This window comes from Halobaculum litoreum (assembly GCF_030127125.1).
Taxonomy (GTDB): Archaea; Halobacteriota; Halobacteria; order Halobacteriales; family Haloferacaceae; genus Halobaculum; species Halobaculum litoreum.
Genome location: NZ_CP126156.1, coordinates 1980963 through 2006453, shown reverse-complemented (window position 1 = coordinate 2006453; position 25491 = coordinate 1980963). Strand labels below are relative to the sequence as shown.

Sequence of the window (25491 nt, the reverse complement as noted above, 5' to 3'; positions counted from 1 at the left end):
ACCGACCGCCGGGCAATGAGCGACATCGACGTGGAGCCGGTCGACGAGATCGACGAGGAGCCGGACGACGCCGACGCTCCGGCCGCCGAGGACCCCTCCCGGATGGGGGCGACGATCGACATGCAGGGCGCCGCCGGACTGTCGGACCCGGGCGCCCCCGAGTACGTCCTCTACGGGGGGAAGGGCGGCGTCGGGAAGACGACGTGTGCGGCCGCCACGGCGCTCGCGAGCGCCCACGACGGCGTCGCCACGCTCGTCGTCTCGACGGACCCGGCCCACTCGCTGTCGGACACGCTCGACACCGAGATCCCCGCTCGGCCCTCGCGCATCCGCGAGGACGTGCCGCTGTACGCCGCCGAGATCGACCCCGACGCCGCGATGGAGGAGGGGCTGTTCGGGATGGGCGGCGGCGCGGGAGACGGTGCCGCGGGTCCGGGCGCGGACGCCGGCCCCGACGCGAGTCCGCTCGGCGGCCTCGGCGAGATGGGCGAGGCGATGGGCGACTCCCCGCTCGGCGGGATGCTCGGGGGGACGATGCCCGGCGCCGACGAGGCCGCGGCGATGCGCCAGCTGCTCGACCACCTCGACGACCCGCGCTTCGACCGCGTCGTCGTCGACACGGCGCCGACGGGCCACACGCTCCGGCTGCTCCAGCTCCCGGAGATGCTCGACTCGATGGTCGGGCGGATGATGAAGCTCCGCCAGCAGTTCTCCGGGATGATGGACGGCATGAAGGGGCTGTTCGGGATGGGCGACGGCGCGGGCGACGAGCCGGACCTCGACGAGCTGCGCGAGCGGATCACCCGGCTGCGCGAGACGCTCCAGGACCCGTCGAAGACGGACTTCCGGGTGGTGATGGTGCCCGAGGAGATGAGCGTCGTCGAGTCCGAACGGCTCGTCGAGCGGCTCGGGGAGTTCTCCATCCCGGTGAACACCCTCGTCGTCAACCGCGTGATGGAGGACCCCCGCGAGGTCGCCGCGTTCGGCGACGACGTCGACCCGTCGTGGATCGTGACGCCGAACCTGGAGGACTGCGAGTTCTGCCAGCGCCGGTGGCAGGTCCAACAGAACAGCCTCGCGAAGGCGTCCGACCTCTACCGCGGCCGCGACGTGAAGCGCGTCCCCCTGCTGGCCGACGAGGTGCGCGGGGAGGCGGCGCTGCGGGTCGTCGCCGCCTGCCTCGCCTGAGGGCGGTTCGTCACTCGTCGGCCCGCGGGTCGTCGCCGTCGCCGGCCGCGAGCGCCTCCGCGAGCGCCAGCGCCGCCGCGACGTGCTCGTCGGCGACCGCGTCCTCGGTGTCGCCGGCCTCGCGGAGCAGGCGCACGACGTGACCGGCGCGCTCGCGGACGGTCGCCGGGTCGGCGGGACGCTGTGCGAGGTCGCGGGCGACCGCCTCCGCCTCGCCGAGGTGTGCGCTCGCGCTCCGGGCCACGGGCCGCTCGGCGGTCGCCGCGAGGTGCTCGTGCATCGCCTCGACGCGGTCGTCGCTCACGGGTCAGGTGAACTTCGCGGCCAGTCCCCACAGCGCGTCGGTCACGCGCGTCGGGAGCAGCCGACCCACCTCCGCGACGGTCGCCATCGGCCCGACCGGGTACCGCGCGGGCGGCTTCGTCGAACTCGCGGCGTCGACGACGTCCTCGGCGACGCGCTCGGGCGTCACCGAGAGGAACCCCCCGCCGCCGCCGACGGCGTCGTAGTCCTCGAACAGGTCGTAGAAGAAGTCGTACGCCCCGGTCCGGTCGAGGCCGTCGACCTCGGACTCCGCCCGCTCGTCGAACCCGGTGTCGACGGGCCCCGGCTCGATCAGCGAGACGGAGATGCCGTACTCGCGGACCTCGTTGCGGAGCGCGTCGCTCATCGCCTCCAGCGCGTACTTCGACCCCGCGTACACGCCGCCGCCGGGGAACGACATCCGGCCGACCGCCGAGGAGACGTTGACGATGGCGCCGTCCTCGCGCCGGCGCATCGCGGGCAGCACCTCGCGGATCAGGCGGTGCGGACCGTACACGTTCACGTCGAACTGGTCGGCGACCGCGTCGGTCGGCACCTCCTCGATCGGCCCCAGTTGCGCGTAGCCCGCGTTGTTGACGAGCGCGTCGATGCGCCCCTCCTCGTCGAGGACGCGGTCGACGACGCGCTCGACGTCGGCGGCGTCGGTCACGTCGAGCGTGGCGATCCGGCAGTCGTCGTGCTCGCCGAGCGTCTCGATGTCGGCGGGGTTGCGCGCCGTCGCGTACACCGTCCACTCCTCGTCGAGGAACGCCTCGGCGCTCGCCCGGCCGATCCCGGAGGAACACCCCGTGATGAGAACCGTCCTGGTCATGTCGGCGTCCACGACAGCCCCGCAGTTAACTCCCGCCGTCTCGACGCCGGTCGATCCGCGCCCGGGACGGCCGGTCGCCGGTCAATCCTCCTCGGGCACTCCCGCGGCCGCGACCTCCCCTTTCGCCTCGTCGGCGTAGGCGTCGGCGAGCCGGGTCGGCTCGGGGATTTTGTACTCGCCGCCGAGCGCCGCGACGAGAGCCGTCGCGGTGTCGGCGCTCACGCGGTGGCCCGGGCTCACGTACAGGGGGTTGATCACGGGCGAGGCGTCGTACTGGCGCGACTGGAGCGCGTGCCCGATCACGGTGCCCGCGGGGGCGTCGACGCGGTCGTCGGCCCGGATCGGCGTCCGCCAGCCCGCCGGCCGGCCGTCGGTCCCCTCGTCGGGCGTCCCGCACAGCAACGACTTCGCGACGCCGACCGCCGGCGCGTCGAACAGGACGCCGACGTGGGTCGCGATGCCGGCCTGTCGGAAGTGGATCCGGCCGCTCCCGTCGAGGACGTACAGGTCGGGCTCGGTCTCCAGCGTCGCCAGCGCGTCGACGATGGGGCCGCCCTCGCGGAACGCGAGCAGTCCGGGGACGTACGGGATCGACAGGTCGGTCACGGCGTACGCGCGTTCGACCACCTCGCCCCCGCGGAGGACGACGACCGCCGAGACCGCGCGGTCGTCGAGGAACGCCTGGTCGACGCCGGCGACGAGCGGCGCGTCCGCGGGCGGGTCGGGGGCGAGCCCGACGCTCGCGGGGTCGAAGGACGCTCGTCCGAGAACGTCGCGGCGGCGGCGATGTCGCGCTGGAGCGCCGCCATCCCCTCGCGGTCGAGCGCGGGGTCGGGGAGGAACTCCGGGCGGACCGGCGTCGGCATCGCCGGTCAGAAGCGGCCGCGACCGGGCCCGCCGAGGCCGCCGCCGCCGCTGCCGATCTGGTTCGGAACGTTCCGCCGACCGTCGGCGACGTTCGCGTACAGGACGCCGAGCAGGAGGCCGGCGAGGTGGGCGCCGTGGGCGATGTTGCCGAGGATCCCGCCGCTCGCGAGGACGCCGACCAGCGAGAGGGCGGCGTACAGGAGCGTGATCGTCCGGATCGACAGCGGGATCGGGGGGATGAGCAGCATCACGCGCAGGTTGGGGTTCACCACCGAGAGGAACCCCATGATCGCCATGATCGCGCCCGACGCCCCCACGACGCCGTTGATCGGGTCGCCGAGCAGGAACCCGAGCCCGATCTGTGAGAGCCCCGCCACCGCGCCGGTCGCGAGGAACATCACCGTGAAGCGCTTGCTCCCGAGGTAGCGCTCCACGAGCGGGCCGAAGAAGTACAGCGCGATGGAGTTGCCGGCGATGTGGTAGAAGCCGCCGTGGGCGAACACCGAGGTGACCCACGTCCAGACGTACTGCGGGTTCGCCGAGGTCAACACGAACAGGTCCGTCGCGAGGCCGCCCGCGCCGAGTCCGACGCTCAACAGCAACTGCGCGCCGAACGTCACCCACATCAGCGCGAGGAACACGTACGTCATGTTGCCCCGGAACGCACCCGCGATGCCGCCGGTGCCCGTCTCGCGGTCGATACGCGACTTCACGCGACCCGTGACGCCGCCGGAACCGGCGGAACCGCCGCCGCCGACGCCGTCGTCGTACCCGGAGTCGAACACGCCCCCCGGGTCGTTCCACTCGTTCAGGCCGGGACAGTCGTGGTTCTCGGGGAGGCGATGTTCCGCACAGAAGGACTGGCCGCACCGTCTGCACTGGTACGGGAGGTTCTCGTACTCGCCGCACTGGGAGCACTCCGCCATTACCCGCTTTAGCCGCGGGCGGGTTATATGCCTGCCCCTCACGGGAGTCGCGACGCACGACGGCCCCGGGGTGGTGGGTGGCTCCGTCAGGCGTCGGCGGCCGCCTCGGCCTCCTCGTCGTCGTCGTCCGCGTCGCTAACACACACCGGCTCGGTCGGCACGACGGTCACGTGGTCGATGCCGACGGCGGGCTGTTTCGCGGCCATGGTCGTCTCCGAGTACCCGCCACACGCACAAGAAATTACTCATACGCATAACGCATCCGGCGGCGGCCGGGCATGTTCACGGCTAATCGGCGGCGGCGGGGAGAAGCGAGAAACCGGCGGACTGCGGTCCGACTACGCGAAGTGCTCGTCGTAGAGGTCCTGCGCGTGTTCGATGGCGTCCATCGCGGCCCGCTTGTCCTCCCAGCCGAGCGTCTCGACTTCCTTGCCGGCCTCGAGGTTCTTGTAGGTCTGGAAGAACTCGTCGATCTCGTCGAGCTGCTGTTGCGGGATGTCGTCGAGGTCCTCGATGTGGTCGAAGCGCGGGTCCTCGGTCGGGACGGCGATCACCTTGTCGTCCTGCTCGCCGTCGTCGTCCATCTTCATGAGCGCGACCGGCCGGGCCTCGATCACGCAGCCGGGGAACGTCTGGTCCTCGACGAGCACGAGCACGTCGAAGGGGTCCTCGTCGTCGTAGTACGACTGCGGGATGAAGCCGTAGTCCGAGGGGTAGTGGACGTTCGAGTGGAGGACGCGGTCGAGGACGACGCCGGGGATGTCCTTGTCGTACTCGTACTTGTTCCGCTCGCCCTTCAGACACTCGACGACGGCGTAGATCTCCTCGGGGGCGTTCGGGCCCGTCTCGAGGTCTTCCCAGAGGTTCGTCATGCGCCCGACGGTTCCGCCAACGCGAGCAAATGCCTTTCGGCATGTGGCGGGTCGCTCCCGGTCTCCGCGGTGTTCCCGTGAGAGTATGGTGGGACTACCACCCGAATATTGTCGCCTGTGGGTTTAAGTAAATGATTACCATACCGACTAGACACGAACCGGTCGACGCTGGGGGGCGCCCCGACCATCGCACGAATAGTGGCTTCTCGACTCTTGTAACGGCCGAATCCGTTGTTCGGTTGGGAACAATTATATACTCCCGTGACCTTCCAACCGGTGACCATGTCAGAGGCACAGGCAGAAACCGAAGTGGTCAGTATCGCGCGGGATCTCACCGCGTTCCAACAGAACATTCTCGTCATCCTCTCGGAGGAGGCGATGTACGGGCTCGCGATCAAGCGCGAACTCGAGAGCTACTACGACGCCGAAGTCAACCACGGGCGGCTGTACCCCAACCTCGACGACCTCGTCGAGATGGACCTCGTGGAGAAGAGCGAACTCGACAAGCGGACGAACCAGTACGCGCTCACCGAGACCGGTCGCAAGGCCGTCCTCGACCGCCTGAACTGGGTCGTCGGCAAGTACGTCACCGACGACGAGCGCGCCGCGGACGTGCGCGGGCTCGTCGACGACGCGCTCGACGCGTAAACCGAGGCGTCTCGACACCGGCGGCACGTCGCCGCGGCGGGCTCACAAGGGAGTCGGCTCGTCCGCGGCCTCGAAGACGTACCGCACCGACGCCTCGACGGCGTCGCGCTGTTCTTCCGACGGCCACGCGTTGCGTGGGAAGTACTCCGCGAGGAACTCCGACACCTCGTCGGCCGTCGCCGCGTCCATCGGCTTCGCGTAGTGGTTCCCCATGAAGTCCGCGAACGCGCGGGCGTTGGCCGCGTGGACGTCGTCGTAGTCGGCGGCTACCGCCTCGACCAACTCCGTGTTGTGGTCCTCGACGGCCTGCCAGTCGTCGGGGTCGCCCGGGCCCGACAGCGGCACCTCGACCGCGCGGCCGGTGTCGTCGATCCGGTCGATCCGGACGGTGCCGTCCTCGATCCACTCCTCGGGGTACAGGACCAGCGTGTCGTCCTCCTCGCGGACGCGGGCGGTGAAGTCGTGTTCGGCCAGCCTGTCGCCGCGGTCCTCGCGGTAGGCGTCTGCTTCCGCCGCGTCGACCGCCTCCCGGGCGAGCCGGGTGAGCCGCTCGGCGGCGTCGACCGTCGGCTCCGGGAGTTCCTCGTCCCGATCGTCGGGTCGGTCCTCGGTCGGTGCCACGTCGTCCGTCCCCTCGCTGTCGTGTCGTTCCTCCATCGTCAACCCTCGAACGCCTCGTTCGCCAGTTCGTCGGCGCGTTCGTTTAGCTCTCTCGGGACGTGTTCGAGGCTCCAGCGGTCGAACCGCTCCAACAGCTCCCGCACCCGGACCCGTTTCTCGCGGAGCCCGGGGTCGTTGGCGTTCCACTCCCCGCGGACCTGTTTGACGATCAACTGGGAGTCGCCGCGCACGTCGGCCTCGTCGAGGCCGTAGTCGACGGCGGCCTCAAGCGCCCGGATCAGCGCCGCGTACTCCGCCTTGTTGTTCGTCGTGTCGGGGATGCGGTCGCTCCCCTCGGCGACGATGCCGTCGCCCGTGACGATGGCCCACCCGATCGCCGCGGGCCCGGGGTTGCCACGCGAGGCGCCGTCGAAGTAGACGTGGCCGCGGCCGCCGCCGTCGCGCACGAGCGCGGCGAGTCGCTGGGGGTCGCTCCCCTGCACCACCACCTTGTCGTCGTACGCGACCGCGGTCGCGCCGTCCCGCTCGGCACGCCAGCGCTCGTGGTCCGTGTTCCCCGCGACCGCCTCGACGCCGGCGTCCGCCAGCCGCTCGCGGGCCGCCTCGGGGTCGCACTCGATGACCGGCATACCTCCGCTCGCCGCCGCCGGGGCGAAAGGGTTGTCATCCCGGTGGCGTCGGCGGACGACCCGCGCGGGGAACGTTCATGTCCGCCGAGCGGCTAGCCCGAAGCGACGTGAAGCTGGACGACTACGTCGAGTTCGAGGAGAACGAGCGCGCCGAGCGGCGGCGGCTCGCGCAGGAGAAGTCGTACGAGCTGATGGACCACCTCGAGTCGTTCCAGCACCGCTTCGACGAGGCGACCGGCGGCGACTCCGTGTTCGGCTCCGTCTCCCCCTCCATCTTCGTCGGTTCCAGCAACTACCCGAACCTCTCGACGGGCCTGCTGTCGCCCGTCGGCCACGAGGACGACGCCGCGGCGTACGAGACGAGCGGCGCGTGGTACGAGGAGGGCGTCTCCATCTCGGACGTGTTCGAGCGGCGCACCTCGCTGCTGAACTCGAACAAGGGCGTCGACGCGCGCGACGCCGCGGACGTCCACGACGCGTGGGACGGCTTCCTCGGGGTGCAGCGGGAGGTCGCCATCGCCGACCGGCCGGTCGACGTGGAGGTGTTCCTCGACGACGGGCCGGCCATCGACTACGACGTGTCGCCCGACGACATCGCGACGCCGACGGGGCCGCGCGCCCGCGCCGCCGACGCGGACCTCACCGAGAACCCGCACGTCCCCCGGCCGGTGAAGAAGACGCTGGAGGACGACGACTGGCGCGCCGAGGGGGCGATGAACTACCTCTACCGCCGGGGGTTCGACGTGTACGACATCAACACGGTCCTCTCGGCGGGCGCGCTCGGGCGGGGGGAGAACCGCCGACTCGTGCCGACGCGGTGGTCGATCACCGCCGTCGACGACACGGTCGGGAAGTACCTCCGCGGGACGATCCGCGACCGCCGGAGCGTCGACACCGTGCAGGTGTGGCGCAACGAGTACCTCGGCAACGCCTTCTGGGTGGTCCTCGCCCCCGGCGACTGGGAGTTCGAGCTGGTCGAGATCAAGTCCCCGGGGAGCATCTGGCACCCGGACCCCGCGGGCGACACGTACCTCTCGTCGGCCCACGAGAACCGCGAGGGGCGGACGAAGTACGTCGACGAGACGGCGGGCGCGTACTACGCCTCCCGGTTCGGCGTGCTCGAACACCTCGCCGACCGCGGGCGGCAGGCGAAGGTGCTCGTCATCCGGCACGTCTCCGACGACTACTGGGGGCCGGTCGGCGTGTGGCAGGTGCGCGAGAGCGTCCGCAACGCCTTCGAGGGGGAACACGGCGAGGCGGAGACGTTCGAGGACGCCGTCCGCGGCGTCAGCGACCAGTTGCCGGTGTCGCTGGCGCGCCTCCGGCAGAAGTCGACGATGGTCGCGGGGCTCCAGTCGAGCCTCGCCGACTGGACGACGTAGCGCGGCGCCGACCGCGCGGCCGGCGACCCCGGACACCAGAGTTACAACGCCCGATCGCGACGCCCCGAGCATGTCCCCCCTGTTCGGCACGGTCCCCGGCGGTCCGGAGCTGTTGATCATCCTCCTCGTCCTGCTGCTCCTGTTCGGCGGGTCGGCCGTGCTGGTGCTGTTCCTCGGCGTCGGCGGCCTCAAGCTCCTCGGCGGCGCGGGCGGGGACGACGACGAGCGCCTCGCGGCGGTCGAACGCGAACTCGCGGAGACGCGCGCCGAACTGGCGGAACTGCGCGACGAACGGGGGAGCGGGCCGGACGACCGCGCCGGCGACGGTCCGAGCGACGCCGACGGCGACCACGAGCCGGACTACGACGAGTCGAGGTCGTCGTAGGCGGCGGTCACCATCTCGCCGGTGTCGGCGATGATGTCGTCCATCGCCTCGCCGTCCGAGTCGAGGCCCAGCAGCTTCGCGACCCGCATGATCGAGACGTGGTAGACGGTCTGGACGCCGGGCTCCTCCTCCCAGATCACGACGTTGCACGGCATGAGCGCGCCGAGCGTGTTGTCCGTCGCGTCGAGCGCGCGGTCGGCGATGGCGGGGTTGCACGCGCCGAGCACGTAGTAGGGGTCGCGGTCGGCGTCGACCTTCTCGTTCAACAGCTCCGACGGCGAGAACTCGACGGGCACCCCGAAGCCGTGGTCGGCGAACACCTCGCGGACGTGGTCGATCGCCTCCTCGTGCGTCATCTCGAGGGTCGCGCGCTTCTCGCCGTAGTCCTCGCCGCGGATCGCCCCGGGATCGATGGGTAACTGCACGGCTCGGCGTTCGCTCGGATCGGTGGAAAAGGTGGCGCCGGTGCGCGGGCCGCGCCCGTCCGCCGTCGGTCGATTACTCGGCCGTCCGCACGGGACCGCGACCGATCACGTCCTCGACGGCGTCGACGAACGTCTGGCGTCGGTCGAAGTACGTGTCGTCGACCTCCGCGAGCACGTCGGCGAGGTCGCGGGGGCCGTCGGGGGTTCGGATGACGGCGTCGCCCTCCTTGTCGAGGACGCGGGACTTCTCCTGGGGCCAGGTGAGCCGCGAGGCGACGCGGGCCAGCGGCGCACCGTCGACCGCGGGGCCCTCGCCGAGCTCGACGGCCGGCTCCTCCTCCTCGGGTTCGTCGTCGTCGGCCATGTCACCGGATTCGATCAGGGTCCGCCTAACCCTTTCGGAGCGCCGCTGGGGCGCGCTCGGGAGCGCGCCCCGGTCGCCCCCGGCGTGCGGCGGCGACCGCGGGCGACACGCCGGCGCCCACGGGGCCGCGACCGCCCCACGGCACGGCCGCGGATCGTCATGCCGGCGTCTGACGTACCGTTTTAAGTGATGATGGTATAACACCGTGTATGAGCAGTCTCGCCGAGGTGTACGAGGGCCAAGTCGGCGAGTACGCCAGCCTCCGCCGCCTGTATCTCGGCGTCGCGGCGTTCTCGGTCGGTGCCCTCCTCGTCGTCGCGGGCATCGTCGTCGCGGCGACGGACCTCACGACGGCGGCGTTGGGGTGGAACCTCGGACAGGCGCGCGAGACGGCGGGGATCCTCGCCGGACTCGGCATCCCCGCGACGTTCCTCGGCGTCCTCGTGGTCATGCCGACGAGCCCGCGAACGCAGGCGGCGGCGGTCGTCGGCGCCGGCGTCGCGGTGCTGGGCGTCGCCCTGTTCGCCCACGCCTACCCCTGCCACTGGTCGGGGGCGCGGTGCGCCGGCACGTACGCCGACCTCACGCTCCCGACCGCCGGCGTGTACTTCCTCGGCGCGTTCACGACGTTCTGGTGTCTGTTCACCGGCGTCGCGAACTTCAAGGCCCGGAACAACCCCGGCGGCACGGTGTCGCTGGAGGTGACTCGCGAGGGCGAGACGAAGGTGATCGAGGTGCCGAAGGCGACCGCCGAGGAGATCCGCGGCGCCAAGGGCGTCACCGGCAGCGTCGGCGGCGTCGGCCTCCTCGGGTCGACGCCGGACGGCAGCGTCGAGACGCAGACCAACCGCCCCGAGATGAAACAGCGGCGTGCGACCGAACGGGCACAGGCGGCGACCGCGGGGTCCGCCGGCGCCTCGAGCACGGCCAGCGACGGCGGCGCCTCGACCGCCGACATCACGCCGTTGGCCGACGACGGGCCGTCCGCGGCGTCGTCCACGGCGCCGTCCGGCCCCGCCGCCGGCGACCGTCCGACCGAGCGGTCGCAGTCGCCGGGCGACTCCTACTGCGGCTCGTGCGGGCACTTCCAGTACGTCCGCACCGACCAGGGGATGCAGCCGTACTGCGGCCTCCACGACGACCTCATGGACGACATGGAGGCGTGCGACGACTGGAGCCCGCGCTGAGTCGGTCGCTCCCGCTCCCGGGTCGCGGGTCCCGCGGCACCCGCATCACGACCCACCGTCCGTCGTCGTCGCCTCACAGCGACGCGAGGGTCTCGCGGACGTCGGCCCAGTGGCTCCCCTTCCAGAAGTGTTGGCCGCAGTCGACGCACCGCCAGACGGGTCGGTCCTCGGGCGCGTAGTCGGGTCGCCGCTCGCCGTCGCCGACGCGCTCGACCGGTCCGTTGCACCCGCCGCACCGTGCCGGCCGCTCGTCGAGCCGGAGGCGGACACCCGCCTCGCGGAGCTCCCGCAGTTGGTCGACGACGTCGCGCTCGCGGAGCAGCAGCGCCCCCGGGGTCGCCGCGGCGAGGTCGCGGTCGCGGGTGAGCAGTCGCCGGCCCCCGGCGACGGCGCGCTCGCGGACGGCGTCGTCGGCCTCGACCCCCTCGTCGAGCGCGTACGCCGCGTCGTACCCGCACATCCGGAGGTAGCTCGCCAGCCCCCCGAGCATCGCGTCGAGGAGGAGCGCGTCCCGCTCGGGCGTGATCGCCGCCGGGTCGTCGGCGCTCGGATCGCGGTCGTCGTCGGCGCCGGCAGCGCCGTCGGCTCCCGTCCGGTCGTCGCGGCTCATCCCTCGAGGAAGTCGCGCAGCCCCGCGGCGTCGCGCGTGTTCACCACGTCCGCCGCCGTCGCCCACCCGCGCCGCGCGGTGTGGACGCCGTAGCGGACGTTGTCGAACTCCGACGGCGAGTGGGCGTCGGTGTTCACCGCGACGGGCGCGCCCGCCTCGACGGCCGCGCGCACCGCGTCGCCGTCGCAGTCGAGGCGCGCGGGGTTGGCGTTCACCTCCAGCGCCGTCCCGGCGGCCGCGGCCGCCTCGGCCAGCCGCTCGAAGTCAACCTCCAGCCCCTCCCGGCGGTTGATCAGTCGCCCCGTCGGGTGGCCGAGCACGTCGACGTGGGGGTGTTCGACCGCGCGGATCAGCCGGTCGGTCGCCTCCCCGCTGTCGAGCGCGGCGTGCGGGGAGGCGACGACGATGTCGAGGTCGGCGAGGAGGTCGTCGCTCGTCGTCACGTCGCCGTCGGCGTCGATGTTCGCCTCCACGCCGTGGAACACCTCGACGTCGGCGTCCTCGCGGACGGCCGCGACCTCGTCGGCCTGCTCGCGAACGTCGGCGTCGGAGAGCCCGGCGTCGCCGAACACGCCCGGCCCCGCGGCGTGGTCGGTGACGCAGTGGTAGTCGTAGCCGCGGTCGGCCGCGGCCCGCACCATCTCGGCGACGGTGGTGCCGCCGTCCGACCAGTTCGTGTGCGTGTGGAGGTCGCCGCGGATCGCCCCCTCCGTGACGGGGTCCGGGAGGTCGCCGTCGAGGGCGGCCCGTATCTCGCCGGTGTCCTCGCGCAGCTCCGGCGGGATCACCGGCAGGTCGAGCGCGCCGTACATCTCCGCCTCGTCGGCGCCGCCGAGGCGCTCGCCGACGCGCTGGCCCGCGTCGGCGTCGTCGACGTCGCGCACGTCGAACACGCCGTACTCGTTGAGCTTCAGCCCGCGGTCGATGGCGAGGTTGCGGAGCGTGACGTTGTGGGCCTTCGAGCCGGTGAAGTACTGCAGCGCCGCCCCGAACTCCTCGGGGACGACGACCCGGAGGTCGATCCGGACGCCCTCGGCGCGGACGCTGGCCTTCTGCTCGCCGGCCTCGATGACGTCGTCGGCGCCGTCCCAGTCGACGAACGCGTCGACGACCGCCGCGCCGTCGTCGCTGGCGACGAGCACGTCCACGTCGCCGATGGTGGCCTTCCACCGCCGGATCGAGCCGGCGACGTCGATACGCTCGACGAACGACTCGTGGTCGAGGTGGCCGACCACGTCGTCGGCGAGGGGCCGCGCGTCGCCGAGGCGCTGGCGCTTCCCCGCCTCCTTGGCGAACCCGACGTTGTCGAGGATGTTCTGTTCGGTCTTGGCGCCGAACCCCTTGATCGCCCGTATCTCGCCGGCCTCGGCCGCCGCCTCCAACTCGTCGAGCGTGGCGATCCCCAGTTCCTCGTACAGCGTCCCGACGGTCTTCGGGCCGACGCCCTCGACGCGGGTGAGCGCCGCCATGTCGACGGGCAGGTCCGCACGCAGTTCCTCCAACTCCTCGATCGCGCCGCTGTCGAGGTACTCGACGACCTTCGACGCGATGGCGTCGCCGACGCGGTCGATCTCCGCGACGGCGTCGGCCCCGCCCGCGGCGGCCATGTCCTCGACGGCCCGGGGGTGGTCGCGGATGTTCTCGGCGGCGCGGCGGTAGGCGTTGGGCTTGTACTCGACGCCCTGCGCCTCCAACAGGTCCGCGAACTCCTCGAAGAGGGCGGCGACCTCGGCGTTGCGCATACTGTGTCGTTGGGCGTGGCTGGGACTTAGAACGACGGGCCGCCGCTGGGGGCGTCGCCCGACGGGGCGTCGGCGAGTCAGTAGCCGCCGCGTTTCCCGGCGCTCCCGTCGTCGCGGCCGAGCGCCTTCTTCAGGAAGTTCATCCACCGTTTCTGGTCCATCGCCTCCTGCCGGCGCGCCTCCCCCTCCACGTCGGCGGGGCGGAGGTTGTCGAGCGCCTCCAGCGCGCGGTCGATGCCGATGATGCTCGCGGCGATCTCCTCGCCCGTCGCGAAGTCGACGCGGTTCTCCTCGATCTCCGCGAGGCGTTCGAGGCGCTCGCGCCGGAGGTTCCGCTTGGCCCGCTCGACGCGCTCGCGCTCGCCCTCGGGGATCGTGTCGCGGCGTTTGATCTCGAAGACGAACGTCCGCAGGTCGATCTCCTCGCCTTGCACCTCGATGCGGTCGGGGATGTCCGCGCCGATGGTCGCGCTCTCCTTGTTGACGCGCTCGAGGAGCTGTTTGCGCTGGTACTCCTGCACGGTGGGGTCGACGACAGTAGGGCCGCCGACGTGTTTCGTGTTTCGCTCGTGGTCGGTCCCCGACCGCCGATCCCCGCCACCCGAATCGTTAATGGTCCTTCCGGCAGTTGTTGCGACCATGTACGACGACGACGACCTCGCGGAGATCCGTGAGTCCCGCGAGGAGTGGGAGTCGGAGACGCGGGACCCGGTCATCGACGCCCACGGCGAGCGGAAGGACCGCTTCGCCACCGTCTCGAACCTCGAGATCGACGACCTGTACACCCCCGAGGACGTGGCCGACCTCGACTACGAGGCGGACCTGGGCTTCCCGGGCGAGGAGCCGTACACCCGGGGCCCGTACCCGACGATGTACCGCGGGCGGACGTGGACGATGCGGCAGTTCGCCGGCTTCGGCACCGCCGAGGAGACGAACGAGCGGTTCCACTACCTGATCGAGAACGGCCAGACCGGCCTCTCGACGGCGTTCGACATGCCCTCGCTGATGGGGAAAGACTCCGACGACCCGCTGTCGGACGGCGAGGTCGGCAAGGAGGGCGTCGCCGTCGACACGCTGCGCGACATGGAGATCCTGTTCGACGGGATCGACATCGGCGAGGTGTCGACCTCGTTCACGATCAACCCCAGCGCGCCGGTGGTCTTCGCGATGTACGTCGCGCTCGCCGACGAGAAGGGTATCCCGCGCGAGCAGCTGCGGGGCACCTTCCAGAACGACATGCTCAAGGAGTTCATCGCGCAGAAGGAGTGGGTGATCCCCCCGGAGCCGTCGCTGGATCTGGTCACCGACACCGTCGAGTTCGCCGTCGAGGAGACGCCCGGCATCTACCCCATCTCCGTGTCGGGCTACCACATCCGTGAGGCCGGCTCCACCGCGATCCAGGAGCTGGCGTTCACGCTCGCGGACGGGTTCGCGTACGTCGAGGACGCCGTCGAGCGCGGGCTGGACGTCAACGAGGTGGCGCCGCAGCTGTCCTTCTTCTTCAACTCCCACAACTCCATCTTCGAGGAGGTGGCGAAGTTCCGCGCCGGCCGCCGCATCTACGCGCGGATCATGGACGAGTGGTACGGCGCGGAGGACGAGGCGTCCAAGCGCCTGAAGTTCCACACGCAGACCGCCGGGCAGTCGCTCACGGCCCAACAGCCGCTGAACAACATCGTCCGCGTGACGATCCAGGCGCTGGCGGGCGTGCTCGGCGGCACGCAGAGCCTGCACACCAACTCCTTCGACGAGGCCTTGGCGCTCCCCAGCGAGGAGGCCGTCCGCGTCGCGCTGCGCACCCAGCAGATCATCGCCGAGGAGTCCGGCGCCGCCGACTCCGCCGACCCGCTGGCGGGCTCGTTCATGGTCGAGAGCCTCACCGACGAGGTCGAGGAGAAGACGATGGCGTACCTCGAGGAGCTGAAGGCGATGGGCGACGGCTCCGTCCGCGACGGCGTGCTCGAGGGGATCGACCAGGGCTACTTCCACCGCGAGATCCAGGAGGCCAGCTACGAGTACCAGGAGCGCGTCGACGACGGCGAGGAGGTCGTCGTCGGCGTCAACAAGTACACCGTCGAGAACGACCCGGAGCCGGACCTGCTCCACGTCGACGAGGAGGTGCAGGAGCGCCAACTCGCCCGCCTCGCCGAGGTGAAGGCCGAGCGCGACGACGACGCCGTCGAGGCGGCGCTGGCGGCGGTGGACGAGGCCATCGAGAACGACGAGAACGTGATGCCCGCCGTCGTCGACGCGGTGAAGGCGTACGCGACGATGGGCGAGATCATGGACGTGTTCGAGGACCGCTACGGCGCCTACCGCGAGAAGATCGGGCTGGCGTCGTAGGCGCGCCGCACGCGGCCGATCGCCACACGGTACGGTTTCTTTCGCTTCGGTGGACTTACTTCCATGGTCGGCGTGAACAGGGACGATGGACGGCGTTCTGTGGTACGTGCTCACCGGCACCCGGGGCGGGGCGAACCGGGTGCGGATCCTCAAGGCGCTCGACGAGCGCCCGCGGAACGCCAACAAGCTCGCCGAGGCGCTGGAGGTGGACTACACCACGGTCCGCCACCACCTCGACGTCCTGTGCGACAACGACGTCCTGCGGAAACAGGGGGGCGACTACGGCGCCATCTACCTCCCGACGGACCGCGCCCGCCAGCACTGGGACACGGTCGAACAGATCATGGAGAAGGTCGAATGACGGCGACACCATTCCGGTCGAATTTTGGAAAGAGTATAAACGCAGCACCGCGCTACTGGAGGACGAGCCGATGAGTCTCTGGTTGCAGGTGATCTGGGTCGCCGCCGCCCTCAACGTCGTCCTCCTCCTCGGGTTGAGCTCCGTCTGGGCCCGCAACTACAGCCAGTTCCGGTCGAAGCACACGCTCGGGCTGGCGGCGTTCGGGTTCGTCCTGCTCGCGGAGAACGCCACGGCGCTGTACCTGTTCTACTTCCACCCGCAGATCAGCGCGTGGATCGCCGCGCAGGCCCCCATCGCCCACCTCGCGGTCGGCGGCCTCCGCCTGCTCGAACTCGTCGCCATCGCGTTTCTCGCGTGGACGACCTGGGACTGACCCGGTCGCGCGCCCGTCGCCGCTCCGCCCATTCTGTCGGCGAATCTTCGCGATAATCCCGCCCTAGACCCCCGGATCCGCCGGATCGTGCGTCTGGAAAAACCGCGCGACGACGCGGCGAAATCGACGCGGTGAGGCAGTTTTATCACGGTCGATTCCGACGTATCGCGTGACTATGTCAGACGATGACGTGGAACTCGAGGCCCGGCTCGAAGAACAGGAGGTGTTCGAGCCGTCCGAGGAGTTCGTCTCGCAAGCGAACGTCTCGGACGCGGGGATCTACGAGGAGTTCGACGAGAACTGGCCGGAGTGTTGGGAGCAGGCCGCGGCCCTCCTCGACTGGGAGGAGGAGTACGACCGGGTGCTCGACGACTCGAACCCGCCGTTCTACGAGTGGTTCACCGACGGCACGATCAACGCCTCCACGAACTGCCTCGACCGCCACCTCGACGAGCGCGGCGACGAGGCCGCCATCGAGTGGGTCGGCGAGCCGGTCGACGAGGACAACGTCACGCTGACCTACAGCCAACTGCACGAGAAGGTGAACGAGGCCGCGGCGGCCCTGCGGGATCTGGGCGTCGGCGAGGACGACGTCGTCACGATGTACATGCCGATGATCCCGGAGCTCCCCGTCGCCATGCTCGCGTGCGCCCGCATCGGCGCGCCCCACTCGGTCGTGTTCGCCGGCTTCTCGGCGGACGCGCTGGCGACCAGGATGAACGCCGCCGACTCCGAGTACCTCGTCACGTGTGACGGCTACTACCGCCGCGGCGACCCGCTCGACCACCTCGACAAGGCCAACGAGGGGCTCGCGGGCGTCGACCACGATACCGAAACCGTGGTCGTCGACCGGCTCGGCCCGAACGGCGACGACTTCGGCCACGACCTGGCCGCCGACCAGCACGACTGGGGCGAGCTGATGGCCGCCAACGAGGGCGCGACCGTCGAGCCCGTCGACCGCGACGCCGAGGACATGCTGTTCCTCATGTACACCTCCGGCACCACCGGCCAGCCGAAGGGGGTGAAACACACCACCGGCGGCTACCTCTCGTGGGTGACGTGGACCTCGCAGGCGGTGCTCGACATCAAGCCCGAGGACACGTACTTCTGCTCGGCCGACATCGGCTGGATCACGGGACACTCGTACATCGTGTACGGGCCGCTCGCGCTCGGCACGACGACGATGATGTACGAGGGAACGCCCGACCACCCCGACCGCGACCGCCTGTGGGAGATCGTCGAGGAGTACGGGGCGACCCAGCTGTACACCGCCCCCACCGCAATCCGCGCGTTCATGAAGTGGGGCAAGCAGTACCCCGAACGGCACGACCTCTCGAGCCTGCGCCTGCTGGGGACGGTCGGCGAGCCGATCAACCCCCGCGCGTGGAAGTGGTACTACTCCAACATCGGCGACGAGGAGTGCCCGGTCGTCGACACGTGGTGGCAGACCGAGACCGGCGGCATGATGGTGACGACGCTGCCCGGCGTGAAGGACATGAAGCCCGGCTCCGCCGGGCCGCCGCTGCCCGGGATGGACATCCGGATCGTCGACACGAACGGCGACGAGGTCGAACCCGGCCGGGCCGGCTACCTCACGGTGAACAAGCCGTGGCCGGGGATGCTCCGCACGCTGTACAAGAACGACGAGCGCTTCATCGAGGAGTACTGGCGCGAGTACTCCGACGTCGACTCGGACGACCCCGACGACTGGGTGTACTTCCCCGAGGACGGCGCGAAGATCGACGAGGACGGCTACATCACGGTGCTGGGCCGCGTCGACGACGTGATCAACGTCTCCGGCCACCGGCTCGGCACGATGGAGATCGAGTCGGCGATCGTCGGCGTCGAGGGCGTCGCCGAGGCCGCCGTCGTCGGCGGCGACCACGAGGTGAAAGGCGAGGCCGTCTACGCGTACGTCATCGTCGAAGAGGGGCAGGAGGAGTCCGAGGCGTTCCGCCAAGAGATCGTCAAGGGCGTCGAGGACGCCATCGGGCCGATCGCGCGGCCCGAGCAGGTGATCTTCACGCCGGCGCTCCCGAAGACCCGCTCCGGGAAGATCATGCGGCGTCTGCTGGAGGACATTGCCAACGACGAGGAACTGGGCGACACCTCGACGCTGCGCAACCCCGAGGTCGTCGAGGACATCCGCCGGGTCGTCCAGGGCGACTGACCGCCGGCCGTACCGCCCCCGACTCCCGGTTCTCGGTTCTTTCGCGCTACTCGCCGCCGAGCCACGCCGCCACACACGCCTCGTCGCAGAGGTGGTGGCGGTCGTCGCCGCCGATCTCCCGCGACAGCGTGATCAGGACGTGTCGCTCGGACAGTTCCAACTCCGTGTCGCACTGGGGACACCGCCCCCGCGCGTTCCCGCCGGGTCGCCATCGGTAGTGCGTCGCCGCGTGGGCGACGGTCGCGCTGCCGTCGGGGTGCGGGCGTCCCACGAACTCGCTGAGCGTCATGTCGTCCCCTGCGTGCGGGAGTGACTTATCAATTATCTGTATAGTTTCGGGTGTGGGAATCCGTTCCTCACCACCGGATCGGAGCGGTGGGGAGCGCTCGTGAGACGCGACGGGCCGCGCGGGCGTCCCCTCGCCATCGCCGGGATCGATCCCTGTCGGGTGGTACCGTCCCCACAACGATTATCACGAACGTGCCTGAAGTTCCGGCCGACCATGGAGATACCGCTGCTGGTGACGGATTTCCTCGACCGCGCCCGACGCAACTACGGGGGACACGAGGCCGTCCTCGGGGTGGACGGCGACCGCTACACGTACGACGAGTTGGGCGAGCGCGCCGACGGGTTCGCCGCCGCCCTGCAGGCCCGGGGGATCGAGAAGGGCGACCGGGTGGCGGTGCTCGACCCGAACACCCACTACCACCTGGAGGCGGCCTACGGGAGCTTCCAGGCCGGCGCGGTCCACACGCCGCTGAACTACCGGCTCGTCGAGTCCGACTTCGAGTACATCCTCAACGACGCGGGCGTCGACGCCGTCTACGCCGACTACGCGTACGCCGACAAGATCGAGGCGATCCGCGACGACGTGCCGACGGAGACGTTCATCACGAACGACGTCGACGCCGTCGAGGGCGACTGGGAGTCGTTCGACGAGATCGTCGCCGAGTCGACCGACTACGACCGGCCGGAGATGCACGAGGACGAGATCGTGACGATCAACTACACCTCCGGCACCACCGGCGACCCGAAGGGCGTGTGCCGCACCCACCGGACGGAGACGGTCCACGCCTACCAGGTCGCGATCCACCAGGAGATCCGCGACGACGACACCTACCTCTGGACGCTGCCGATGTTCCACGTGAACGGCTGGGGCCACATCTACGCCGTCACGGGGCTGGGCGCGCGCCACGTCTGCACCCGCGGCGTCGACCAGGCGTACGTGTTCGACAAACTCCGCACCGAGGACGTGACGTACTTCTGTGCGGCGCCGACCGTCCTGAAGATGCTCGGCGACTACATCGACGAGCACGGCGGCGAGCCGGACGCCGGGCAGGACGTCCGCGTCGCCACCGCGGGCGCCGCGCCGCCGGAGGCGACGATCCGGACCGTCGAGGACGAGTTCGGCTGGTACCTCAAGCACGTGTACGGCGCGACCGAGACCGGGCCGCTCATCACCACCTCCGACGCCCGCCGCTACTTCGACGACGACTCCGACGACCGCTTCGCGGTGAAGAAGACGCAGGGGTTCGGCTACCTCGGCACGGAGATCCGCGTCGTCGACGACGACGGGAACGACGTCGCCCAGGACGGCGAGACCATCGGCGAGGTGGTCGTCCGCGGCAACGCGGTGATGGAGGGGTACTGGGAGAAGCCCGAAGCGACCGAGGAGGCGTTCTCCGAGCGCGTCGAGGGGTACTACCACATGGGCGACCTCGCGGTCGTCGACGACAACGGGATGATCTCCATCCAGGACCGCAAGAAGGACATCATCATCTCCGGCGGGGAGAACATCTCCTCCATCGAGGTGGAGGACACGCTGTTCAGCCACGAGATGGTCGACGACGTGGCGGTCATCCCCTCGCCCCACGATGACTGGGGCGAGACGCCGAAGGCGTACGTCGTGCCGACGAGCGGCGACCCGGACGACCCGGGCGTCACCCCCGAGGAACTGATCGAGTACGCCCGCGAGCAGATGGCCCACTACAAGGCGCCCACCCGGATCGAGTTCGTCAAACAGCTCCCGAAGACCTCCACCGGCAAGGTCCAGAAGTACGAGCTCCGACAGGAGGAGTGGGCCGACGAGGAGCGGATGGTCGGCGAGGGATAACCCGCGCCGGCGCCGTCGACCGCATCGCCCCTCGACCACCCGCGTTCCCCGTCCCTCCACTCGCCGTCGCGCCCTCCGTCTCCGCGCCTCAGTACCCCAGTTCCGTCAGCGTCGCCCGGACCTCGGCGAGGTACTCGTCGCCGAAGTAGCGCAGGTGCGTGAGCAGCGGGTACAGCCGGTACGCCGGCGCGCGCTCGTCGTGGCCGTCGGCGAGGCCGGCGACCGCCGCGTAGCGCTCGCGGAACGCGTCGCCGCCCGTCTCCGTCCACGCGACGTACGCCAGTTCCACCTCCGGGTCGGCGTAGTAGCACGCCGGGTCGACGAACGCCGCGACGCGGTCGTCGTCGACGAGGACGTTCCCCGCCCACACGTCGCCGTGGACCAGCGCGGGGGTCGGGTCGTGGTCCAACAGCGCGGGCAGGTCTTCGACGAGCGCTCGCACCCGCTCGCGGTCCGCCCCGGGCAACACGCCCTCGTCGCGGGCGCGCTCGGCGGCGTGCGCGAGTCGGTGGTCGGCGAAGAACGCGGGCCACGCGTCGGTCCACGGGTTCGGCTGCGCGTACGGGCCGGTGAGCGTGTCGAACGGGAAGCCGAACGCGTCGGCGGTCGTGGCGTGGAGCGCCGCGAGGCGGTCGGCGAGGTCGCGCTCGACCGCGGGCGTCACCTCGGCGTCGTCGTCCCCGTCGACGTACGCCACCACGAGGACGCCGTCGCCCGCGTGCAACACGTCGGGCACCCGGAGCCCGACCTCGTCGGCGAGGTGGCGGAGCATCCCGGCCTCGACCGCCGGCTCGGTCGGCCCCGTCTTGACGACGACCCGGCGGCCGTCCGCGAGGGTCACGCGGTGGACCGTGCCGACCTCGCCGCCGTCGAGGGGTGTCGCGCCCGCGACGGCACGGCCGGCCCACGCCTCGACGGTCGCTCGCGTCGCCTCGTCCATGCGAACGTGGGGCGGTCGCTCGACGGTAGTCGTTGCGGTCGGCCGGACGGCGCGAGCGCGCGCGTCAGCCGAACGGGTTGGTGAAGCCGTCGGCGCCCGCGCCGTCCGCCCCGCGTCCGCTCCCGCCGTCGGCGAACGCGCCGGCGTCGTCGTCGCCGCCGAAGCGGAACCCGCCGGTGTCGGCGGTGACGGTCATCCCGAGCATGTCCGGGCGCTTGCGCAGGGCCGCCGCGACCTCGCGGTACGCGGTCGCGGCGTCGCTGTGCGGGCGGTAGGAGACGGCCGCCTGGCCGGCGTCCTGTGCCTTCGGGATGGCCTCGTCGTGGGGGACGTGCCCCAACAACTCGGTGTCGAGGAACCCCGCGATGCGGTCCGCCGGCGGCGACCGCCCGGTGCCGGACTTCGTGAGGACGACGCCGCCGACGGGGGCGTCGGCGCGGTCGGCGACGGTCATCGTCTTCGAGGCGTCGCGGATGGAGGCGACCCGCGGGGTCGACACCAACACCGAGGCGTCCGCGCCCGACATCGGCACCACCGTCTCGCGGCTGACGCCGGCGGCGGTGTCGACCAGCACGGCGTCGTAGCGTGCCTTCAGCGCCTCCATGGCCGACGGGAAGCGGTCGAGGTCCGACTGCACGAACCCGTCGAGGTCGACGCCGCTGGGCACCACGTCGAAGCCGCCGGGGGCGGGGTAGGTGGCGTCCGAGACGCCCGCGCCGCCGGCCAGCACGTCGTGGAGGGTCCGGCCGCCGTTGACGCGGATGTCGAGGAAGTCCACCGCGTTCGCCATCGCCAGGTCCGCCTCGACGACCGCGACGGCGCGGCCGTCCTCGGCGAGCGCGGCGGCGAGGTTGAGGCTCGTCGTCGTCTTGCCGACGCCCCCCTTCGCGCCGACGACGGCGAGCACGCGTCCGTCCATGTGTGAGTCACGCCGGGCCCCCGACTTAACTGCGGCCCTCGCAGTATCGCGCGTGAGACCGCCCTCGGGCCGACGGCGGCGCCGTCGTTACAGGTACGCCGCGTCCCAGCGGCTCGCCTTCCGCTTGTTGCCGCAGTCGTTGCACTGCACGCGGTCCATCGTGTCGACCGTGACGTGGACGCCCTCGCAGTTGCCGCAGATGTACCCCATGCGCTCGGTGCGCTCGCGGTCGGCGTACGTCGCGTAGAACGGCGCCAGCGAGGCGCGGTCGGCCTCGTCGTAGGCGACGTACACCTGCTCGCCGTCCTCGGTGACGCGTGCCTCGGTCAACACCTGCTCGCCGCCGGTGGGGAAGCGGGCGAACACCTGCTCGACGAACGGCTCGCCGCCGATCTCGACGGTCCGCTCGCCGATCTTCGAGAACCCCTCCCCCTCGTAGAACTCCGCGCCCGACTCGTTGGCCGCGAGCACGCGCCCCTCGATGCGCTCGGCGCCCCGCTCCAACAGCTCCGTCTCGGCGCGGTGGAGCAGGTCGTCGCCGATCCCCTTGCCGCGGTGGTCCGGGTGGACGTGCAGCCAGTCGAGTTCGCCGACCGGCTCGCGGCGCTCGACCAGGTAACTCTGGACGAAGCCGACCACCTCGCCGTCCTCGACGGCGACCACGAACACCGCGTCGTCGCCCGCGAGGTTCTCGGCCACCTCCTCGGCGTCGTACCACGTCTCGACGGCGCCGGCGATGAGGTCCCCCGAGAGGGCGTGCCCGTACGAGGCGGTCAACGACGCCTGCGCGGTCTCCCGGATGCCGTCCACGTCCTCGGTCGTCGCGTCTCGCAGATCCATGTGACAACGTACCGCGGACAGCCACTTAACCACGCTGGCGCTTACCGACGCCCGCGCCGGTTCGTCGGCGCCTAACCGGGCGGTCGCGTCGCCGGCTCGCCGCCTCCCATGGTACTATCAGCCACGCCGTGGATCGGGCGGGCATGTCCGAGACGGAGACGCTGTGTTTCGACATGTACGGGACGCTGTGTGACACGGGCAGCGTGACCGGCACCCTCGCGGCCGAACTGGACGCCAGCGACGCGCTCGTCTCGCGGATCGACGAGACGTGGCGGGCGAAGCAGCTGCAGTACTCCTACCAGTCGGCGCTGATGGAGGCGTACCGGCCGTTCCGGGAGGTGACCGCCGACGCGCTCGACTACGCGCTCGCCCAGTGGGGCGTCGCGGCCGACGACGCGACCCGCGCGCGGATCCGCGACTCGTACAACCACCTCGACCCGTACCCGGACGCCGTCGAGACGCTGACGCGGCTCTCGGACGCGGGTCACACCGTCACCGTCCTCTCGAACGGCAACCCGGAGATGCTGGAGACGCTCGCCGACAACGCGGGGCTCGCGCCGCACCTCGACGACGTGATCAGCGCCGACGAGGTGTCGACGTTCAAGCCGAACCCGGCGGTGTACGAGAACGCGGCCGCCCGCACCGACACCCCCATCGGCGACTGTCGGCTCGTCTCCGGGAACGCGTGGGACGTCGCGGGCGCGGGGTCGGCGGGGATGGCGACCGCGTGGGTCGACCGCGCCAACGACCCGTTCGAACGGATCGGCGTCGAGCCGACCCTCACCGTCGACGGGCTCGCGCGCGTCGCCGACGAACTGGCGTGAGAACCGCGGCGGGACCTGTCGGCGAAACGGAAGCAAACACGTGGCCCGTTTATTCCCGTAATCGGACGACTGAAACGTCCCAAGTATGATAAACATTATCATGGGGTACATGGGGAGAGCATATTACCAATATTAACACGGTCTAAGGGAATATGGGGGGAACGTTCATTAAGGTCGCTTCCACCGGTTGGAGCATGGCACGGGATACCACCGCACTCAGTAGACGTGACGTGCTCAAGACCTCCGGCGCCGCGGGGGTCGCGGGACTGGCAGGACTGGCCGGCTGTACCGGCGGCGGCGGCGGCGGCGACTCCGAGTACCCGGCGCTCGGCAACTACCCGGTCGAGGGCGACGAGGTCGTCTTCGGGTTCAACGTTCCGCAGTCGGGGTCGTACTCCCAGGAGGGCGCCGACGAGCTCCGCGGGTACAACCTCGCGAAGGAGCACCTGAACAACGGCGGCGGTTGGGTCGACAGCTGGGAGGACCTCTCGGGCGACGGTGTGCTCGGCAAGACCGTCGCGTCCGTGGAGGGGGACACCGCGACCGACCCCGACACGGCCCGACAGTCGGCGACGCGGATGATCAACCGCGACAACGCGATCATGATCACCGGCGGGTCGTCGTCGGCGACGGCCATCGCCATGCAGAAGCTGTGTCAGGAGGAGAAGGTCCAGTTCATGGCCTGTCTGACGCACTCGAACGACACCACCGGTCCCGAGTGTGTCCGCTACTCCTTCCGGGAGATGTTCAACGCGTACATGACCGGGCAGGCGCTCGCGCCGGTGCTCGCCGAGGAGTACGGCGAGGACCTGAACTTCTACCAGCTGTACGCCGACTACTCGTGGGGGCAGACGCAGCAGGACTCGATGAACCAGTTCTTCACCGAGGTCGGCGGCTGGAGCCAGATCGAGTCGGTGCCGACGCCGCTGGGTACCTCCGACTACTCGTCGTACCTCTCGGACGTCCCGCGCGACGAGACGGACGTGCTCGTGCTCAACCACTACGGGCTGGACGCGGCGAACTCCCTCCCGCAGGCGATCGAGGCCGGCCTCGACCAGGACATGGAGATCGTCGTCCCGCTGTACAACCGGCTGATGGCCGAGGCGGCCGCCGGCTCCATCGACGGCATCTTCGGCACGGCCGACTGGAGCTGGCAGCTCGAGGACAGCGCCTCCCAGTCGTTCACCGAGGCGTTCCGCAGCGAGTACGACAAGGTGCCCAGCTACGCGGCGCGACTGGCGTACACCCAGGCGCTCCAGTACGCGGCGGCCTGCGAGCGGGCGGAGACGTTCTACCCGCCGGAGGTCATCCGCGCACTGGAGGGGTACGAGTACGACAACGCCGGGCTCGGCGCCGAGACGATGCGCGCCTGCGACCACCAGGCACAGCGCGACGTGCTCGTCGTGCGCGGGCTGCCGTCGAGCGACCAGACGGAGAGCCGACTGCTGGAAGTCGTCAACCAGACGTCACGCGACCAACTCGGCTACGGCTGTAACGAGGGCCCGGCAGCGGAGTGTGAGCTGGGCGAGTACGGCGACGAGTGATCGGCGACTGATCGCCGTCCCGTATCGGCACCTTCTTGCACGTCACCACGGACCACGCCAACGAATGTCACCACCAATAACTA

At 70.7% G+C, this 25491-nt stretch carries 27 protein-coding genes and 1 pseudogene; 12 read left to right on the top strand and 16 right to left on the bottom strand.

All coding sequences use genetic code 11. From position 1 onward, the window contains the following. The first annotated feature begins 15 nt into the window (after window positions 1-15). Window positions 16-1188, top strand: a complete 1173-nt coding sequence (locus P0R35_RS10965) for an ArsA family ATPase (RefSeq protein ID WP_284012507.1) — start codon at window positions 16-18, stop codon at window positions 1186-1188. A gap of 10 nt (window positions 1189-1198) precedes the next feature. On the opposite strand, the gene P0R35_RS10960 is transcribed toward P0R35_RS10965, so the two are convergent. The 5 genes and pseudogenes from P0R35_RS10960 to P0R35_RS10940 all read right to left on the bottom strand — a co-directional run bounded on the left by P0R35_RS10960 (window position 1199) and on the right by P0R35_RS10940 (window position 4988). After that, on the bottom strand, window positions 1199-1492 hold the full coding sequence (locus tag P0R35_RS10960; RefSeq protein ID WP_321170422.1) for a DUF8152 family protein: 294 nt from the start codon (window positions 1490-1492) through the stop codon (window positions 1199-1201). Between the two features lie 3 nt (window positions 1493-1495). Then, entirely contained in the window at window positions 1496-2323 is an 828-nt protein-coding gene (locus P0R35_RS10955; protein WP_284012506.1) for an SDR family oxidoreductase, read from the bottom strand. A gap of 81 nt (window positions 2324-2404) precedes the next feature. Then, a pseudogene (locus P0R35_RS10950) lies at window positions 2405-3189 on the bottom strand (endonuclease V). A 6-nt stretch (window positions 3190-3195) separates the two neighbouring features. Then, complete coding sequence (locus P0R35_RS10945) at window positions 3196-4116, bottom strand: rhomboid family intramembrane serine protease (protein ID WP_284012505.1); 921 nt, start codon at window positions 4114-4116, stop codon at window positions 3196-3198. A 338-nt stretch (window positions 4117-4454) separates the two neighbouring features. Further along, window positions 4455-4988, bottom strand: coding sequence for an inorganic diphosphatase (locus P0R35_RS10940; RefSeq protein WP_284012504.1), 534 nt, complete (start codon window positions 4986-4988; stop codon window positions 4455-4457). Between the two features lie 282 nt (window positions 4989-5270). Here P0R35_RS10940 and P0R35_RS10935 point away from each other — a divergent pair, with 282 nt between their 5' ends. After that, window positions 5271-5636 carry a PadR family transcriptional regulator gene (locus P0R35_RS10935; RefSeq protein WP_284012503.1) on the top strand — a complete coding sequence of 122 codons (366 nt, stop codon included), beginning with the start codon at window positions 5271-5273 and terminating at the stop codon, window positions 5634-5636. Window positions 5637-5678: 42 nt separating this feature from the next. Here P0R35_RS10935 and P0R35_RS10930 read toward each other — a convergent pair whose 3' ends face one another. Both P0R35_RS10930 and rnhA read right to left on the bottom strand, forming a co-directional pair. Beyond that, window positions 5679-6293 (bottom strand): DUF7108 family protein, encoded by a 615-nt coding sequence (locus P0R35_RS10930; protein ID WP_284012502.1) that lies wholly within the window; start codon window positions 6291-6293, stop codon window positions 5679-5681. Between the two features lie 2 nt (window positions 6294-6295). After that, entirely contained in the window at window positions 6296-6886 is a 591-nt protein-coding gene (rnhA, locus tag P0R35_RS10925) for a ribonuclease HI (RefSeq protein ID WP_284012501.1), read from the bottom strand. A gap of 107 nt (window positions 6887-6993) precedes the next feature. Here rnhA and nreA point away from each other — a divergent pair, with 107 nt between their 5' ends. After that, entirely contained in the window at window positions 6994-8268 is a 1275-nt protein-coding gene (gene nreA / locus P0R35_RS10920; protein ID WP_284012500.1) for a DNA repair protein NreA, read from the top strand. A gap of 70 nt (window positions 8269-8338) precedes the next feature. Beyond that, window positions 8339-8653: a hypothetical protein gene (locus tag P0R35_RS10915; protein WP_284012499.1), complete on the top strand. Its 315-nt coding sequence runs from the start codon at window positions 8339-8341 to the stop codon at window positions 8651-8653. On the opposite strand, the gene P0R35_RS10910 is transcribed toward P0R35_RS10915, so the two are convergent. Next, window positions 8629-9078, bottom strand: a complete 450-nt coding sequence (locus P0R35_RS10910) for a DUF302 domain-containing protein (RefSeq protein ID WP_284012498.1) — start codon at window positions 9076-9078, stop codon at window positions 8629-8631. The two genes, P0R35_RS10915 and P0R35_RS10910, sit on opposite strands and share 25 nt — an antisense overlap. Window positions 9079-9151: 73 nt before the next feature. Then, the gene (locus P0R35_RS10905; RefSeq protein ID WP_284012497.1) at window positions 9152-9442 is read right to left on the bottom strand and encodes a DUF5789 family protein; all 291 of its coding nucleotides are present in this window, start codon (window positions 9440-9442) and stop codon (window positions 9152-9154) included. Window positions 9443-9651: 209 nt separating this feature from the next. On the opposite strand from P0R35_RS10905, the gene P0R35_RS10900 reads away from it, so the two are divergent. Next, a complete protein-coding gene (locus P0R35_RS10900) occupies window positions 9652-10629 on the top strand; it encodes a cell division protein CdpA domain-containing protein (protein WP_284012496.1) in 978 nt (325 codons plus the stop codon). A gap of 73 nt (window positions 10630-10702) precedes the next feature. Here P0R35_RS10900 and P0R35_RS10895 read toward each other — a convergent pair whose 3' ends face one another. From P0R35_RS10895 to P0R35_RS10885, 3 genes are all read right to left on the bottom strand, one after another. After that, window positions 10703-11239, bottom strand: a complete 537-nt coding sequence (locus P0R35_RS10895) for a Mut7-C RNAse domain-containing protein (RefSeq protein ID WP_432765004.1) — start codon at window positions 11237-11239, stop codon at window positions 10703-10705. After that, a complete protein-coding gene (polX, locus tag P0R35_RS10890; RefSeq protein ID WP_284012495.1) occupies window positions 11236-12981 on the bottom strand; it encodes a DNA polymerase/3'-5' exonuclease PolX in 1746 nt (581 codons plus the stop codon). Before polX ends, P0R35_RS10895 begins: the two co-directional genes overlap by 4 nt. Before the next feature lie 77 nt (window positions 12982-13058). Beyond that, window positions 13059-13502: a DUF5788 family protein gene (locus tag P0R35_RS10885; protein WP_284012494.1), complete on the bottom strand. Its 444-nt coding sequence runs from the start codon at window positions 13500-13502 to the stop codon at window positions 13059-13061. A 118-nt stretch (window positions 13503-13620) separates the two neighbouring features. Here P0R35_RS10885 and P0R35_RS10880 point away from each other — a divergent pair, with 118 nt between their 5' ends. The 4 genes from P0R35_RS10880 to acs all read left to right on the top strand — a co-directional run bounded on the left by P0R35_RS10880 (window position 13621) and on the right by acs (window position 18228). Next, window positions 13621-15324 carry an acyl-CoA mutase large subunit family protein gene (locus P0R35_RS10880; RefSeq protein ID WP_284012493.1) on the top strand — a complete coding sequence of 568 codons (1704 nt, stop codon included), beginning with the start codon at window positions 13621-13623 and terminating at the stop codon, window positions 15322-15324. A gap of 85 nt (window positions 15325-15409) precedes the next feature. Then, a complete protein-coding gene (locus P0R35_RS10875; RefSeq protein ID WP_284012492.1) occupies window positions 15410-15685 on the top strand; it encodes a winged helix-turn-helix domain-containing protein in 276 nt (91 codons plus the stop codon). Between the two features lie 70 nt (window positions 15686-15755). Further along, window positions 15756-16058: a DUF8036 family membrane protein gene (locus tag P0R35_RS10870; RefSeq protein ID WP_284012491.1), complete on the top strand. Its 303-nt coding sequence runs from the start codon at window positions 15756-15758 to the stop codon at window positions 16056-16058. 175 nt (window positions 16059-16233) lie between these two features. Then, entirely contained in the window at window positions 16234-18228 is a 1995-nt protein-coding gene (acs, locus tag P0R35_RS10865; RefSeq protein WP_284012490.1) for an acetate--CoA ligase, read from the top strand. Between the two features lie 46 nt (window positions 18229-18274). On the opposite strand, the gene P0R35_RS10860 is transcribed toward acs, so the two are convergent. Next, the gene (locus P0R35_RS10860; protein WP_284012489.1) at window positions 18275-18517 is read right to left on the bottom strand and encodes a DUF7576 family protein; all 243 of its coding nucleotides are present in this window, start codon (window positions 18515-18517) and stop codon (window positions 18275-18277) included. A 213-nt stretch (window positions 18518-18730) separates the two neighbouring features. Here P0R35_RS10860 and P0R35_RS10855 point away from each other — a divergent pair, with 213 nt between their 5' ends. Then, complete coding sequence (locus P0R35_RS10855; protein ID WP_284012488.1) at window positions 18731-20341, top strand: long-chain-fatty-acid--CoA ligase; 1611 nt, start codon at window positions 18731-18733, stop codon at window positions 20339-20341. 88 nt (window positions 20342-20429) lie between these two features. Here P0R35_RS10855 and P0R35_RS10850 read toward each other — a convergent pair whose 3' ends face one another. The 3 genes from P0R35_RS10850 to P0R35_RS10840 form a co-directional block, all read right to left on the bottom strand. Continuing rightward, entirely contained in the window at window positions 20430-21281 is an 852-nt protein-coding gene (locus P0R35_RS10850; protein ID WP_284012487.1) for a fructosamine kinase family protein, read from the bottom strand. Between the two features lie 64 nt (window positions 21282-21345). Then, window positions 21346-22200 (bottom strand): P-loop NTPase, encoded by an 855-nt coding sequence (locus P0R35_RS10845; RefSeq protein ID WP_284012486.1) that lies wholly within the window; start codon window positions 22198-22200, stop codon window positions 21346-21348. Window positions 22201-22287: 87 nt separating this feature from the next. After that, a complete protein-coding gene (locus tag P0R35_RS10840) occupies window positions 22288-23040 on the bottom strand; it encodes a GNAT family N-acetyltransferase (RefSeq protein ID WP_284012485.1) in 753 nt (250 codons plus the stop codon). A 143-nt stretch (window positions 23041-23183) separates the two neighbouring features. On the opposite strand from P0R35_RS10840, the gene P0R35_RS10835 reads away from it, so the two are divergent. After that, window positions 23184-23864 (top strand): haloacid dehalogenase type II, encoded by a 681-nt coding sequence (locus P0R35_RS10835; protein ID WP_284012484.1) that lies wholly within the window; start codon window positions 23184-23186, stop codon window positions 23862-23864. A gap of 194 nt (window positions 23865-24058) precedes the next feature. Then, window positions 24059-25408, top strand: a complete 1350-nt coding sequence (locus tag P0R35_RS10830) for a substrate-binding protein (RefSeq protein ID WP_284012483.1) — start codon at window positions 24059-24061, stop codon at window positions 25406-25408. The last annotated feature ends 83 nt before the right edge of the window (window positions 25409-25491 follow it).

Coding starts and splice junctions, on each gene's coding strand:
- P0R35_RS10845 (WP_284012486.1), bottom strand. CDS start 22,200: ATGGACGGACGCGTGCTCGCCGTCGTCGGCGCGAAGGGGGGCGTCGGC.
- P0R35_RS10850 (WP_284012487.1), bottom strand. CDS start 21,281: ATGGACGAGGCGACGCGAGCGACCGTCGAGGCGTGGGCCGGCCGTGCC.
- P0R35_RS10830 (WP_284012483.1), top strand. CDS start 24,059: ATGGCACGGGATACCACCGCACTCAGTAGACGTGACGTGCTCAAGACC.
- P0R35_RS10955 (WP_284012506.1), bottom strand. CDS start 2,323: ATGACCAGGACGGTTCTCATCACGGGGTGTTCCTCCGGGATCGGCCGG.
- rnhA (WP_284012501.1), bottom strand. CDS start 6,886: ATGCCGGTCATCGAGTGCGACCCCGAGGCGGCCCGCGAGCGGCTGGCG.
- P0R35_RS10900 (WP_284012496.1), top strand. CDS start 9,652: ATGAGCAGTCTCGCCGAGGTGTACGAGGGCCAAGTCGGCGAGTACGCC.
- P0R35_RS10870 (WP_284012491.1), top strand. CDS start 15,756: ATGAGTCTCTGGTTGCAGGTGATCTGGGTCGCCGCCGCCCTCAACGTC.
- P0R35_RS10860 (WP_284012489.1), bottom strand. CDS start 18,517: ATGACGCTCAGCGAGTTCGTGGGACGCCCGCACCCCGACGGCAGCGCG.
- P0R35_RS10940 (WP_284012504.1), bottom strand. CDS start 4,988: ATGACGAACCTCTGGGAAGACCTCGAGACGGGCCCGAACGCCCCCGAG.
- acs (WP_284012490.1), top strand. CDS start 16,234: ATGTCAGACGATGACGTGGAACTCGAGGCCCGGCTCGAAGAACAGGAG.
- P0R35_RS10855 (WP_284012488.1), top strand. CDS start 18,731: ATGGAGATACCGCTGCTGGTGACGGATTTCCTCGACCGCGCCCGACGC.
- P0R35_RS10935 (WP_284012503.1), top strand. CDS start 5,271: ATGTCAGAGGCACAGGCAGAAACCGAAGTGGTCAGTATCGCGCGGGAT.
- P0R35_RS10875 (WP_284012492.1), top strand. CDS start 15,410: ATGGACGGCGTTCTGTGGTACGTGCTCACCGGCACCCGGGGCGGGGCG.
- P0R35_RS10965 (WP_284012507.1), top strand. CDS start 16: ATGAGCGACATCGACGTGGAGCCGGTCGACGAGATCGACGAGGAGCCG.
- P0R35_RS10930 (WP_284012502.1), bottom strand. CDS start 6,293: ATGGAGGAACGACACGACAGCGAGGGGACGGACGACGTGGCACCGACC.
- P0R35_RS10945 (WP_284012505.1), bottom strand. CDS start 4,116: ATGGCGGAGTGCTCCCAGTGCGGCGAGTACGAGAACCTCCCGTACCAG.
- P0R35_RS10895 (WP_432765004.1), bottom strand. CDS start 11,239: ATGAGCCGCGACGACCGGACGGGAGCCGACGGCGCTGCCGGCGCCGAC.
- P0R35_RS10880 (WP_284012493.1), top strand. CDS start 13,621: ATGTACGACGACGACGACCTCGCGGAGATCCGTGAGTCCCGCGAGGAG.
- P0R35_RS10905 (WP_284012497.1), bottom strand. CDS start 9,442: ATGGCCGACGACGACGAACCCGAGGAGGAGGAGCCGGCCGTCGAGCTC.
- P0R35_RS10835 (WP_284012484.1), top strand. CDS start 23,184: ATGTCCGAGACGGAGACGCTGTGTTTCGACATGTACGGGACGCTGTGT.
- polX (WP_284012495.1), bottom strand. CDS start 12,981: ATGCGCAACGCCGAGGTCGCCGCCCTCTTCGAGGAGTTCGCGGACCTG.
- P0R35_RS10915 (WP_284012499.1), top strand. CDS start 8,339: ATGTCCCCCCTGTTCGGCACGGTCCCCGGCGGTCCGGAGCTGTTGATC.
- P0R35_RS10840 (WP_284012485.1), bottom strand. CDS start 23,040: ATGGATCTGCGAGACGCGACGACCGAGGACGTGGACGGCATCCGGGAG.